Here is a 14,597-nt window from a genome sequence, read left to right on the forward strand (position 1 = left end):
TATCTTCTCTTAAAAAATGTGTTATCTTTGTTTCATGAAGGAGAATTAGAATGAATTGGGTACAGTTGTTGTCAGCAAAACGATTTGGTATGGAGCATTATGTCCATGCCACGAAACACGATCGAACGGAGTATCAGCGCGATTACGACAGGCTGATCTTCTCATCCCCTTTCCGGCGTCTGCAGAATAAGACGCAGGTTTTTCCGCTTCCGGGGAGTATATTTGTGCATAATAGATTGACTCACAGCTTGGAGGTCTCCAGTGTGGGACGTTCACTCGGCGAAAATGTGGGACGTACGCTGCGCCTGAGGCATGCCGGTTCGGAGGCCCATTTTGAAGAGATCGGTGCGATTGTTTCGGCGGCCTGCCTCGCCCACGACCTGGGCAATCCCCCTTTTGGCCATTCGGGTGAAAAGGCCATCTCCACATTTTTCTCAGAGGGAACGGGGATGTATCTTCAGAATGCCGTTGAGGAAGAGGGAGGACGATGGTCCGATTTTACCTCATTCGAAGGAAATGCCAATGCCATCCGGCTGCTTATGCACCAGTTTCGTGGAAGACGGAAAGGCGGATTTGCCATGACCTACTCCACGCTGGCCTCCATCGTGAAATATCCCTATTCATCGGTATTGAGCGGTGGCAAAAATAAATTTGGTTTTTTCGCTTCGGAAGAGACCGATTACCGGAGTATTGCCGATGACCTGGGCATAATCCGGCTACAGGACAATCCGCTGAAGTATGTACGTTATCCTCTGGTTTACCTTGTGGAGGCTGCTGATGATATTTGTTATCAGGTAATGGACATTGAGGACGCCCATAAGCTGCACTTGGTCACTACCGAAAAAGCGGTTGAACTGCTACTGGGATTTTTTGATCCTGAAGCCCGTCAGCGTCGTGAGCAAACATTGACCAGGGTCACCGATGTGAATGAACAGATTGCTTATTTGCGTTCCGGCGTGATTGGCTTGCTGGTGGATGAATGTTCAAAGGTATTTCTTGCAAACGAGGAGTCTATTCTTTCAGGATCCTTTTCCGGGTCGCTCATTGACCGCATATCACCGCTATCCTTGAATGCCTATCATGCCTGTAGCTTGTTTGCCCGGCAACATATTTACCGTTCCAGGGATGTGTTGGATGTGGAACTGGCAGGCTACCGGATTATAGGTTTTCTGCTGGAAGTCTTTACCAAAGCGATACAGAATCCGGAACATGCCTATTCAGGATTGCTGCTGAACAGGATTCCCGAACAATATGAAACCGATTCAGCCGGCATGTATGGCAGAATTCAATCAGTGATCGATTATGTTTCGGGAATGACCGATGTTTATGCACTCGATCTGTACCGCAAAATAACGGGAATGGGTTTGCCGGTTGTCTGAGCTTGCTTACAATTTGATTAAAATAAATCTTTTTTGTTTTTTTATTGAAATTATTTGGTGAGATTTAATTTCTTTTTTATATTTGTCTCGTGGTTTTTTCATAATAGTATTAGATTTAAGGTTAACATGTTTGGCAGAGTGTCGAGAGACATTCTGCCAATTTTGATATATCCTGCACTGTCGGATAAGTTTAATGCCTGTTAATCCGCCCGTTTCAGGATAGAAATGAGAGGTTGGACTCCTGTAGAAATTAACCATAAATATTTTCAACAAACCATAAACTTTTATGTACATTTGTAAAACTATTAAATCACATTCTATGAATCGCTATTTTTATATTGACACGGAAGGAAAGCAAAAGGGAACTTTCTCCCCCGAGGAACTCATACAAGAACATGTGAAAAGGGATACACTGGTCTGGACCCAGGGCATGGATCAATGGAAACGGGTCGATGAAGTGGAGGAGCTGCGGTTTCTGTTCTCCGGCGGTTCCGGTACCTACCGGACGGATTATCCCGGTCAGCCCGGTCCTTATCCGCAATATGCCGCGCCCTACGTTGCAGATACTTCCCGGCCCATGCCAAAAACATGGCTGGTGGAGTCTATTCTGGTAACCATCCTTCCTTTTGTCTTTTGTAGCAGTTTTCTGAGCTTGCTTGGAATCATCGGGATTGTCTACGCCGCTCAGGTTGAATCGTTTTACAACAGGGGCGACTACACTGCTGCGGCCGAATCGTCCCGTACTGCGGCAAAATGGACCAGAATAGCTATGTGGATTGCCATCGGCTGGGTACTACTCATCGTGATTGCCATCGTCCTTTTCATTGTCTTTGTGGGTTCCCTGGCGAATCTGGAAGAGTTAATTGCAACATAATCGTTAAAAATATGGAAGATCAATATTTTACTCCTCCGCCAGTACCGGAGCAAAAAGCTGAACGAATGGAGGAAATCCCGCCATTAAAACCGAATAACTGGCTGTGGCAATCTATCGTTGTGACTTTGTTTTGTTGTGTTCCGCTCGGTATTGCAGGTATCGTATATGCTGCGAAAGTAGATGTGTTGTATTTCAATGGCAGGTACCAGGATGCGGAAGCTGCAGCCCGCTCGGCGAGGACGTGGGTTCTCGTGGCTTTCATCCTGGGTATTGTGGCCCTCATCGGCTGGATCGGCCTTCTCAGTACGGGCAACATGTCCGGGTATATGGAAAAGATTATTGAAAACTCGGCCAGCGGGTATAATTTCTGATATTTGTCGCGCTGACCGTGAACAGAATGATAAAGACTTTATCGGGTGTCGTGGTGGGTTTTTTGCTCGTGGCGGCACTTTTTCTGTTTTATCGTTTCGATCCGGAGACACAACCCCTGTTTCCCAAATGTCCTTTTTTGATGGCGACCGGATACCAGTGTCCCGGTTGTGGTTCACAAAGGGCAGTACACAGCCTGTTGCATGCCAACATAGGATCTGCGCTCAAGCAAAATGCCTTTATGGTCCTGGCAATTCCTTATATATTTCTTGGTATTTATCTCCAATATCTCGGGGGTAGACTACGGCATCCGGGGCTCGAAAGAATCTTTTACGGAAGATGGTCTGCGGTTGTCTTACTGGTTGTAATTATTGCTTATTGGATACTCAGAAATCTATTGTGAATCGGAGCCTCTCTCCCGCTGTAATTTCTCTTTCAGAAAAAGGCCGGTGTGAGACTGTTCACATTGGGCAACCTGTTCGGGAGTACCTTCACATACCACAAAGCCGCCAGCCTTACCGCCTTCCGGACCGATGTCGATAATATGATCGGCGCATTTGATCACTTCCAGGTTATGCTCAATGATGATGACCGTGTGCCCTCTCTCTATCAGGGCATCAAATGCTTTGAGCAAGGTCTTGATATCGTGAAAATGCAATCCCGTGGTCGGTTCGTCGAATATGAAAATGGTGGGTTGGGATTTTTCTTCACCAAGATAGAAGGCCAGCTTCACGCGTTGGTTCTCTCCACCTGACAGGGTGGAGGAGGCCTGCCCCAGTTTGATGTAACCCAGTCCTACATCCTGCAAAGGCTGGATTCTTTTGACAATTTTCTTCTCTGTAGTTCCCTTTTGTGTATGAAAGAATTCAATCGCCTGGTCTACCGTCATTTCCAGAATGTCATAAATGGTAACTCCCCTGTATTCAATCTCGAGTACTTCCGGTGAAAACCGTTTGCCATGGCAAGATTCACATTCCAGCTGGATGTCGGCCATAAACTGCATCTCCACGGTGATGGTTCCTTCCCCCTTGCACTCCTCACATCGTCCTCCTTCCACGTTGAAGGAGAAGTAGGCCGGGGTAAAATCCATCTGTTTTGCCAGCGGTTGCGCCGCAAAAAGCTTTCTGATTTCGTCGAATGCCTTCAGATAGGTTACGGGGTTGGAGCGGGACGACCTGCCAATGGGATTCTGATCCACATACTCCACTCCTTTCATCAGTTTGATGTCACCCCCGATACTGTTAAATTCGGCACGCTCCAGGGCCGTTCCCTTATAATGATGTTGCAGCGCATTGAAGAACACATCATTCACGAGTGATGATTTTCCCGAACCGCTGACCCCGGTGACCACCGTCATCACGTGCAGGGGAAACTTCACGTTGATGTTCTTGAGGTTATTTTGGCGGGCACCTTTCACTTCAATGTAGTTATTCCACTTGCGCCGGCTGGCGGGTACTTCTATCTGCTCCTCACCGGTAAGGTATTTTACGGTGTAGCTGTGGCTGTTCATTTCCAGTTCCGCCACTTTTCCCTGATACATCAGTTCTCCACCCAATCGCCCAGCTCTGGGTCCAATATCAATGATGTAATCTGCCGCACGGATGATTTCTTCATCATGTTCCACCACCACTACCGTGTTTCCGAGGCTTTGCAATTCCCGCAACACGGCGATGAGCAGATCGGTATCTCTCGAATGAAGTCCGATGCTGGGTTCATCGAGAATATAAAGTGAGCCCACCAGGCTGCTGCCGAGAGAGGAGGCAAGGTTGATGCGCTGGCTTTCACCGCCCGAAAGAGTATTTGACAGGCGGTTTAGTGTGAGGTAACCCAGTCCCACGTCGGTGAGAAACTGCAGGCGGTTGTTGATCTCAGTGAGCAACCGTTCCGCAACAGCCGCATCGGTCTCGCTGAGCCGGAGATCGTTGAAAAACTGTTTCAGTTCGGTCACGGGCATCAGCACGAGGTCGGAAACCGATTTTCCCCCGACCTTCACATAGAGAGCTTCGGGCTTGAGTCGTGCACCCCGGCATACGGGACATTCTGTCTTACCACGATAACGAGCCAGCATCACCCGGTACTGTATCTTATAGAGATTCCTTTCGAGCATCCCGAAGAAATCATTAATTCCGTATATTCCCAAATCGTGCCGTCCGTTCCAGAGAATATCCCTTTCCTGATCGGTCAGGTCGTAATAGGCCCGGTGTATCGGAAAATCGGCTTTGTAGGCGTTCTGCACAAACTCCCGCCTCCACTCGCTCATCTTCTCACCTTTCCAGCACTGTACACATTCCTCCTGCAAGGAGAGGCTTTTGTCGGGGATTACCAGATTCTCGTCAATGCCGACGACTTTCCCGAACCCTTCGCACTTCGGGCAGGCTCCTGCGGGGCTATTGAAGTTAAACATCATCTCTGAAGGTTCCTCGAAAGTGATGCCGTCTGCCTCAAACCGGTTGGAAAAAAGGAATGTTTCCATACCCTCTTCACCCCAGAAACGGACAATACACTCGCCATCCCCTTCCAGGAAAGCTGTTTCTACCGAGTCCGACATCCGGTTCACGGTCGCCTTATCTGAGGAGCATGAGAGGCGGTCGATGACCAGCAGCACCTCCTCTACGCGAGGCAGGCTTTTTTGTGTTAGCAGCTCATCGATACGGTAAAACTGTTCACCCACATCCACACGGGTGAAGCCCTCCTTTAGCAGGATCTCAAGCTGTTCACGCAAGTCACGGTTGTTTCTTAACTGAATGGAAGAGAGTACAGCCATTCGTGTTCCTTCGCGATATTCCTGCATTTTTCCCACCACATCGTGTACATAGTGTCTTTTTACCTCATTACCGGAGATGGGAGAGAGGGTCTTGCCGATACGGGCATACAGGAGACGCAGGTATTCGTAAATCTCGGTGGAGGTGCCCACCGTGGAGCGTGGATTGCGGGAGGTTGTTTTCTGCTCTATGGCAATGGCGGGCGGTATACCCCGTATATAGTCGCATTCCGGTTTGTGCATCCGTCCGAGAAACTGGCGTGCATAGGCCGACAGGCTCTCTACATAGCGGCGCTGGCCCTCTGCATAGAGCGTATCAAAGGCCAGTGATGATTTCCCGGAACCGGAGAGGCCTGTAATTACGGTGAAGGTATTTCGGGGGATGTCCACGTCGATATTCTTAAGATTATTGACGCGTGCACCTTTTATTTCGATCTTCTTTTGATTGCTCATATCTCGAATATATAACCCGCAAAGATAATTACTTTCGCAGCGCCAAAAAAGAAACAGTTGTCAAATAAGTCAAATTAATTGTTTATTTTTGTCGTTGACAGCAGCTTCCTTCGTGCGAGAACTCTGTTCGGGGATCAATAAAGTTATCCAATGTCAGATTATATTACAGAAATACAACATGAGTTTACACTACCGTTTACCAATCCGGTATTGATATTCGCCATTCTCTTGCTGGTCGTGCTCCTGGCACCTATTTTTCTGAAACGGTTTAACGTTCCCAGTATCATCGGATTGATAGTGGCAGGAGTAATTATTGGTCCCTATGGTCTGAATTGGATTGATAATACGCATGGTGGTGTGGAAATGTTTTCAACCATCGGGTTACTCTATATCATGTTTATTGTTGGACTGGAACTCGATTTGGGGGAGTTTGTCCAGCATCGCAACAAAAGCCTTACGTTTGGATTCTTTACTTTTATCATCCCCTTACTGATAGGCTACCCGGTATGTCATTATCTGCTGGGCTATGATGTAAACGCCAGTTTTCTCACGGCAAGCATGTTTTCTACACACACGCTTGTCGCTTATCCCATTGTCAGCCGTTTGGGAATTGCCAGAAATCAGTCGGTAGCAATCACGGTGGGTGGCACCATCCTTACTGATACGGCTGTGCTTATCATACTGGCACTCGTGCTATCAAACAGTAATGGCGGGCTTAACTTTGGTTTTTTCCTGAAGCTTGTGGTATCGCTGATTATCTTCTCACTTATCATTTTTATCATTACACCGCACATAGCGAAATGGTTTTTTCAAAAAGCCGAATCAGAAAAATATTCCAATTTTATTTTTGTCTTATTTGTCGTTTTCTCTGCCGGCTTCCTGGTTGAGTTGGGAGGAATCGAACCCATTATAGGGGCCTTCACGGCCGGTCTGGCTTTGAACAAGCTGATACCGCACTCCTCAGCGTTGATGAACCGGATTGAGTTTTTTGGTAATGCCCTGTTCATTCCTATTTTCCTGATATCGGTCGGCATGCTGGTGGATATTTCTGTCGTACTTAACGGTCCCCGTACTCTGATCGTGGCCCTGACTCTCACCGTTGTGGCGTTAGTCGGAAAATGGCTGGCGGCACTGGCAACCCAGAAAACATTCCGTTACTCCACAACCGAAAGAACGCTTATTTTCGGGCTGAGCAGTTCGCATGCTGCAGCTACCCTGGCAATTATCCTGGTCGGTTATAGGGCCGGAATTCTGGATGAATATATTCTCAATGGAACCATCATCCTTATCCTGATCACCTGCATTGTGGCTTCTGTCTTCACCCAGCGGTCGGCACGCAAAATCGCTATCAGTGAAGAGAATGAACCGCTGTCACCTTCCTCAATAGGGCATTTTGCGGAGGAAAAACTACTAGTGCCCATTGCCAATCCGACCAATATTGGTTATCATGTCCATCTGGCTTTGTTATTGAAGGACAAGAAGTCAGTCAATCCCATTTCATTACTTGGGGTGGTGCCCAATAATAAGGAGGCAGAAAAGAATATCGTCAGTTTCAGGAAGAAACTTCAGGAATTTGTTTCTACCGCAAAAGCAGCCGAAGTAAATGTGGATATCATCACAACCATAGATCATAACCCCGCTGACGGCATCATAAGGATAGCCCGTGAGACGATGACCGATCTGGTAATCATTGGCTGGCCAGGTAAAGCCGGTCTGTGGGACAAACTACTGGGAGAGAAAATCGAACAGATTATAAAGTATATGGATAAAAACCTGTGGGTTTGTCATGTGGAGCAGAGGCTGATTACTCACAAGCGAATTGTGGTCATTTCACCACCCCTGGCCGAAAAAGAGGATGGCTTTGACATGTGGGTAAGCAAGGTGTCCAAGCTTTCATCGGAGCTTTCTGTCCCGGTATTGCATCTGGGCCATTCCGATACGCAGCAGGTCATTTCAGGTCAGAAAAAATCAGGAAACTTTACTTTTCAGCCGTTCCAGGATTGGGATAATCCTCTCTCCTGTGGTGATCAGATCAGGAAGGATGATTTGATCATCCTCATCTCTGCCCATAGTGGTTATATTTCTCATATACCCATATTGGAAAATCTTCCCAGTCGTCTGGAGAATCGTTTTCCGCATTACAGCCGCATTGTTGTTTATCCAAAACAGCCTCTTGCCGAACAATTGCTCGGAACAGATGATTATATTTTTATTCCCTGAAAAAATTCCATTCTATATCCCATTATGATAAAAGCTTTCAGACCTTTATTTTTCATTTTTGTGATTCTTCTTTTTGCGGCGTGTGGTACCCCTAAAACAATACTTACAAGGCAGTCCGTTGCCATGCCCAAGCGTGAGTTTCGTGGAGCGTGGATACAGACCGTCGGCCAGTCGCGCTACCAACATATGAACAGTGCGGCCATGAAGCATTATTTTTCAGAGATGGTGCGGAAGCTGGATGAGGCAGGCATTAATGCGGTCATCTTTCAGGTACGTCCCGAGGCTGACGCTTTCTACAAGTCGGAACTGGAGCCATGGAGCCGTTTCCTTACGGGAGTGCAGGGTAAGGCTCCCGATGATCCTTCGTTCGATCCGCTTGCCTTTATGATCGAGGAATGTCACCGGCGTGGAATGGAACTGCATGCCTGGCTGAATCCATACCGCGTGAAAACAAATATCAGCAACCGGCTAGCCGGGGGACATATCTATGAGCGTTATCCCGAGCGCTTCGTGCAATATGGAAATCAGCTCTTTTTCGATCCGGGTCTACCCGAAAACAGGAGCTTTATCTGTGAGGTGGTACGGGATATTGTTTCACGCTATGAGGTGGATGCCATCCATATGGACGATTACTTTTACCCGTATCCCATTGCAGGTACTCCATTTCCCGACGACAAAAGTTTCAGCATGTATGCTGCCTCACAGGGTTTTTCTCCGTCGCAGCGGGGCGACTGGCGACGCAACAACGTGAACCTGCTTATACAGCAGATAAAGTATACAATTGCCGGCACCAGGCCCTCCACGCGATTTGGTATCAGTCCATTCGGTATTTACAGAAACAGAAGAAACGATCCCGAAGGAAGTGATACAAACGGCTTGCAGAATTATGACGATCTCTATGCCGATATTAAACTGTGGGTAGAAAAGGGATGGATCGATTACAACCTGCCGCAGCTTTACTGGGAGATCGGCCACGCTGCCGCTGATTACACTACCTTGCTACACTGGTGGAACGCCAATAATTTTCAGCAACATCTTTATATCGGTCAGGATCTGAAACGGAGTATCGATAAAAATGAACTTCAGACCAAGATCCGTCAGTCCCGTGAAATGACATTTGTACATGGCAACTGCTACTGGTACGGTTACCAGATCCTGGATGATTTTGAAGGTGTGGCGGGTATGCTAAAAACCGATATCCACCCTGCCAGGGCATTGATACCAGCCTACACGCACATGCATGACGGCCGGCCCGGAGCTGTAAAAAAACTTACGGAAGTGTTTACCGAAGATATGCACTTTCTTACGTGGGAACATAACAAAAGACCCCTGCAGCCTGAAACGGCACAAAAGTTTGTGGTATATCGATTTCATCACAAGGAAAAGATAGATTTGAACCGCGCGGAAAATATCATACAGGTGACACCTGATAATTTTTTTGTGCTGCCCTATGAGGGCGGAGACAAAAGATATATCTATGTGGTTACCGCTCTCGATGCATTTGGTAATGAAAGTAAACCGTCAAGAATCAAGTTGAAGTTATAAAGAAGATTATGGACTCATTTATTAAAAGTGTTAATTTGCTAGCAGGGACGCTTACCCTAAGCGCATATGGTTCTGTTGTTCAGGCTTCAGACCCGGTCCGTCCGAACATTCTTTTTGTTATAGCAGATGATATGTCGTTTCCCCATGCAGGAGCTTACGGATGCACATGGGTTAACACACCCGTATTCGACAGGGTTGCCAGGGAAGGTATATTGTTTACCAATGCTTATACATCCAATGCTAAATCGGCGCCATCGAGGGCAAGCATCCTTACCGGGCAGTATTCATGGCAATTGGAGGAAGCGGCAAATCATATCGGCTTTTGGCCGGAAGGCAAATTCCCTACATTCGTAGAAACATTGGCAGATAATGGTTATCGTGTTGCCTTTACGGGTAAAGGTTGGGCGCCGGGTGATCCTGGAAAACGTAGATTAACCGGTACCCCTTATCAGGAAAAACGATTGACTCCTCCTACAAAACATATCTCAAATATAGACTATCCGGCCAATTTTAAAGAGTTTTTAAATGATGTTCCCGGATCGACACCCTGGATGTTTTGGTTTGGTAGTCATGAACCGCACCGTGCGTACGAATTTGGAACCGGAATCTCCAAAGGTGGTAAAGATTTGAGTGATATAGATCAAGTTCCCGCTTTCTGGCCAGACAATGAGGTCGTTAGGAAAGATATGTTAGACTATGCCTTTGAGGTGGAATATTTCGACAGACAAATAGGGATGATGATAAAGGAGCTTGAAGAAAGAGGATTATTCAATAATACCTTAATTGTAATAACTTCTGATAACGGGATGCCCTTTCCGCGAAGCAAGGGAATGCAATATGAATATTCAAATCATTTGCCACTGGCTGTGATATGGCCGCAGGGCATTACCAGTCCCGGAAGGGTCTTTGACGAGTACATCAACTTTGTTGATTTTGCTCCCACTTTCCTTAAAGTTGCAGGTGTGGAAAACCATGGAATGCAACCCGCAGGAAAGGATATGACTGATATATTCAGGAACAGATCTGACAAGGAGCGGTCATATACACTCTTGGGTCAGGAAAGGCATGATTATGGCAGACCAATGAATCAGGGTTATCCAATACGCTCTATCATAGAAGACGGGTACTTGTATATTTATAATTTTAAACCGGATCTTTGGCCTGCCGGAAATCCGGAGACGGGGTACCTCAACACGGACGGATCACCTACGAAAACGGAAATTCTTAATTTACGCAGAGATGGAAAGGATACACACTTGTGGAACATGTCGTTTGGAAAAAATCCTCAGGAAGAGCTCTATTGGATAGCAATGGATCCGGAATGTCTGATTAATTTAGCCGCGAACCCTTTATTTTATAACCTGAGAAAAGAGATGAATGAGAAACTCTTCGATAATTTGCGCGAACAAAAGGACCCACGTGTATCCGGAGAAGGAGATATATTCGATAAATATCCGTTCATGGATGAAAAGAACCATAATTTCTATGAAAGATTTATGAACGGGGAGATTAAAGATTATCAGACCGGGTGGGTCAATAGGAGTGATTACGAAGAAGGAGTGATAGAATAAGTCTTTTATCTGGTGACATTCATTGTATTTTAAAAGGTCTTGTATAAAATGGAAATAAAATCAAAATTGACATTGTGCACAGCCGGTACGTTGAGCTTAATGGGTTGTGCAAAAGAGAAAGAAGTAAAGCCAAATATCATTGTTATTCTGGCAGATGATCTGGGTTACGGTGATGTGAGCGCTTATGGCGCGCAAACGATCCATACCCCGAATATTGACCGTTTGGGTAACGAGGGGATAAAGTTCATGAACGGCTATGCCACTTCAGCCACGTCTACGCCGAGCCGTTATGCATTAATGACCGGCATGTATCCCTGGAAAAACAAAGAGGCCAAAATCTTACCGGGTGATGCACCCCTTATCATTCAAGAGTCACAATACACGCTTCCCAAAATGATGCAGGAGGCCGGTTATACCACCGGTGCCATCGGAAAATGGCACTTGGGAATGGGCCGCGGAGAAATTGACTGGAATGAAACCGTGAAGCCGGGAGCCAACGAAATAGGGTTCGATTATTCTTGCCTTATTGCAGCTACAAACGACCGCGTTCCCACTGTGTATGTAGAGAATGGCAATGTGGTCGGACTCGAGAAGGATGATCCCATTCAGGTGAGTTATGAGGAAAATTTTGACGACGAGCCTACTGCACTTACACATCCGGAATTATTGAAAATGCACTGGTCGCACGGGCATAATAATTCCATCGTCAACGGTATTCCCCGAATCGGGTTTATGAAGGGCGGAGAAAAGGCCAGATGGGTAGACGAGGATATGGCCGATTATTTTATAGATAAAGTGAAAAATTTTATCCAGAAAAATAAGGAAAATCCTTTTTTTCTTTATTTCGGATTACATCAACCTCACGTTCCGCGCACACCCAATGAGCGCTTTGCAGGTGCTACCGGTATGGGGCCGCGGGGCGATGCCATTGCTGAGGCGGACTGGTGCGTAGGGGAGGTGCTGAGGCAATTGGAAGAGCTGGGATTGTTGGAAAATACCCTGGTTATTTTCTCCAGTGACAATGGCCCGGTATTGAACGACGGGTACAAGGACCAGGCGGTAGAACTGCTGGGCGACCATACCCCGGCAGGTCCCCTTCGTGGAGGGAAATACAGTCTTTTTGACGCGGGTACGCACGTGCCATTTTTCACCTACTGGAAGGGCAGGATTAAGCCGGCCACCTCCGATGCGCTTGTCAGTCAGATGGATTTGTTGGCCTCGATATCGGAACTTGTCGGGCAACCTTTACAAGGAGAATCCGATAGTGAGAATATTCTTCCGGCCCTGCTTGGTAAATCGGATGTGGGACGTAAGAGCTTGGTGCTTGAAGCGAACGGGAAGCTGGCTATCCGTGCGGGTGAATGGGTAATGATACCGCCCTATGGCGGTCCTGAACGTAATCTTACGGGCAACGAACTGGGGAATATGCCTGAATTCGGGCTGTATAATTTAAAAGAGGATATCGGTCAGAAAAAGAATGTATCTTCGCAGTACCCGGAAAAACTGGAAGAGATAAAAGAAAATTTTTTTCATAAAACCGAGGGGTATTACAATTCAAATGTAAAAGAGATTACACTAAAATAGATTACCATTAAACGTCGCAAACTAAGTTATACCAATCATTGTCTTTGCTCGTGGTCGGGAATTTATTTTTTTGTGAGGTGAAATTATTTTACGAATGTTATCTTTGTACCTGATTTAGATGAAAAAGGATGAACGAAGACGAACACTTTCGTGATGTGCATGAACCGGAAGAATACCCGCAGGGATTAACTTCTGAAGAGGGAACGACCCGACATGTTGAAGAATTTTCCATGATCGCCAAAACGATGGCTGAGCTGGAGGATGTACTGGCAGAGGAGTTGATTGGCCTGGGTGCAAACAGTGTGGAGATCGGCACCCGTATGGTATCGTTTACCGGTGATAATGCACTGATGTATAAAGCCAACCTGCATTGTCGTACTGCATTGCGGATTCTCAAACCCATATATAACTTCAAGGCAGAGACCGCCGATGAGGTCTATGAAGCCGTGAAACAGGTAAACTGGGATGATTATCTTTCCCTGAACACCACCTTCTCAATCGATGCGGTAGTCTATTCCCATATCTTCACTCATTCGAAGTTCGTAGCTTATAAAGTGAAGGATGCCATTGCTGACTGGTTTGCAGAGCGGTATGACAAACGCCCTTCGGTGAGCCTGTCGAACCCCGATGTGGTGTTCAACATTCATGTTTCGCACAACAAATGTACACTTTCACTTGACAGCTCAGGAGAGTCGCTGCACAAGCGCGGGTACCGGGTAGCTCAGACCGAGGCTCCGCTCAGCGAAGTACTGGCGGCAGGAATGATCCTGAAATCGGGTTGGCGCGGTGAGACCTCATTTTTGGATCCCATGTGCGGTTCAGGCACCTTGCTTATTGAAGCTGCCATGATTGCCATGGGTATCCCTCCCGGCATTCACCGCAAGCATTTTGCTTTTGAGAAATGGAAGGACTTTGACGAAGAATTGTTCAGCACTATTTACAATGATGATTCGGGAGCGCGTGTGCTCAAGCATCGCATCATCGGTTCCGATATCTCACCCCAGGCAATTGGCATTGCCGAGAAGAATATCAAGAATGCCGGATTGAAAAAATATATCGAACTGAGTGTGAAACCTTTTCAACAATATGCCGAAGCTCCCGATAGCGGGGGAATACTGATGACCAATCCCCCATATGGAGAACGTCTGAAGGTGGATGAGCTGGAAGGACTTTACGCAATGATCGGAGAACGTTTAAAACATGTTTTTGCGGGGTATAATGCCTATATTCTGAGTTACAGGAAGGAGTCATTCGATGCCATAGGCCTGAAGCACACCCGGCGTTTCTTCCTCTATAACGGGGCGCTGGAATGTGAAATGCGGGAATATGAGATCTTTTCCGGTAAACGGAAGGAGCATCCGAGAGGAGATGCGGATTCCGCACCACGGGGGCGTTATGATGCACAGGCCGAACGAAACTCAAAAGAGGGTTACCGCCGTTCAAAACGAGAGATAGCTCCCGACCGGCAAACAAGAAACGATGCACGTTCCGGCCATTCAGAAAGAAACTCCGGTAAAGGTTCTCCACGATCGGAGTTTCTATCCGACAATTCCAGACCTGATCGCCGGGACGACGGCAAACCCCGTTTCTCCAGACCTGATCGCCGGGACGATGGCAAACCCCGTTTCTCCAGACCTGATCGCCGAGACGACGACAAACCCCGTTTCTCCAGACCTGATCGCCGGGATGATAACAATTCCCATCACTCCCGACCATACAGGGAGGAGAACAAGCCCCGCTATTCGCGCCCCGACAGTGACAATAATAAGCCCCGGAGCAATAAACCATTCAGACCTCCAAGAAGAGAGGGCTGACATGGATTTCCCGGGTGAGATGTAACT

At 47.0% G+C, this 14,597-nt stretch carries 10 protein-coding genes; 9 read left to right on the top strand and 1 reads right to left on the bottom strand.

What is annotated here, in order from left to right:
• Positions 1-50: 50 nt before the first annotated feature.
• From dgt to AC1HCU_RS00615, 4 genes are all read left to right on the top strand, one after another.
• Positions 51-1,379 carry a dGTP triphosphohydrolase gene (gene dgt, locus AC1HCU_RS00600; protein ID WP_480367789.1) on the top strand — a complete coding sequence of 443 codons (1,329 nt, stop codon included), beginning with the start codon at positions 51-53 and terminating at the stop codon, positions 1,377-1,379.
• 319 nt (positions 1,380-1,698) lie between these two features.
• Positions 1,699-2,253 (top strand): GYF domain-containing protein, encoded by a 555-nt coding sequence (locus AC1HCU_RS00605; RefSeq protein ID WP_321722033.1) that lies wholly within the window; start codon positions 1,699-1,701, stop codon positions 2,251-2,253.
• 11 nt (positions 2,254-2,264) lie between these two features.
• Complete coding sequence (locus AC1HCU_RS00610) at positions 2,265-2,624, top strand: CD225/dispanin family protein (RefSeq protein WP_480367793.1); 360 nt, start codon at positions 2,265-2,267, stop codon at positions 2,622-2,624.
• Positions 2,625-2,650: 26 nt separating this feature from the next.
• A complete protein-coding gene (locus AC1HCU_RS00615) occupies positions 2,651-3,025 on the top strand; it encodes a DUF2752 domain-containing protein (protein ID WP_480367796.1) in 375 nt (124 codons plus the stop codon).
• On the opposite strand, the gene uvrA is transcribed toward AC1HCU_RS00615, so the two are convergent.
• On the bottom strand, positions 3,017-5,836 hold the full coding sequence (uvrA, locus tag AC1HCU_RS00620; RefSeq protein WP_480367798.1) for an excinuclease ABC subunit UvrA: 2,820 nt from the start codon (positions 5,834-5,836) through the stop codon (positions 3,017-3,019). The two genes, AC1HCU_RS00615 and uvrA, sit on opposite strands and share 9 nt — an antisense overlap.
• Positions 5,837-5,986: 150 nt before the next feature.
• Here uvrA and AC1HCU_RS00625 point away from each other — a divergent pair, with 150 nt between their 5' ends.
• From AC1HCU_RS00625 to AC1HCU_RS00645, 5 genes are all read left to right on the top strand, one after another.
• Positions 5,987-8,056, top strand: a complete 2,070-nt coding sequence (locus tag AC1HCU_RS00625; protein ID WP_480367801.1) for a cation:proton antiporter — start codon at positions 5,987-5,989, stop codon at positions 8,054-8,056.
• A 24-nt stretch (positions 8,057-8,080) separates the two neighbouring features.
• Positions 8,081-9,601 carry a glycoside hydrolase family 10-like protein gene (locus AC1HCU_RS00630; protein ID WP_480367803.1) on the top strand — a complete coding sequence of 507 codons (1,521 nt, stop codon included), beginning with the start codon at positions 8,081-8,083 and terminating at the stop codon, positions 9,599-9,601.
• Positions 9,602-9,609: 8 nt separating this feature from the next.
• Positions 9,610-11,172: a sulfatase family protein gene (locus AC1HCU_RS00635; RefSeq protein ID WP_480367805.1), complete on the top strand. Its 1,563-nt coding sequence runs from the start codon at positions 9,610-9,612 to the stop codon at positions 11,170-11,172.
• 48 nt (positions 11,173-11,220) lie between these two features.
• Positions 11,221-12,756, top strand: coding sequence for a sulfatase family protein (locus AC1HCU_RS00640; protein WP_480367808.1), 1,536 nt, complete (start codon positions 11,221-11,223; stop codon positions 12,754-12,756).
• Between the two features lie 230 nt (positions 12,757-12,986).
• Positions 12,987-14,570 carry a THUMP domain-containing class I SAM-dependent RNA methyltransferase gene (locus AC1HCU_RS00645; protein WP_480370965.1) on the top strand — a complete coding sequence of 528 codons (1,584 nt, stop codon included), beginning with the start codon at positions 12,987-12,989 and terminating at the stop codon, positions 14,568-14,570.
• The last annotated feature ends 27 nt before the right edge of the window (positions 14,571-14,597 follow it).

This window comes from Proteiniphilum sp. LBM24028 (genome assembly GCF_056629195.1).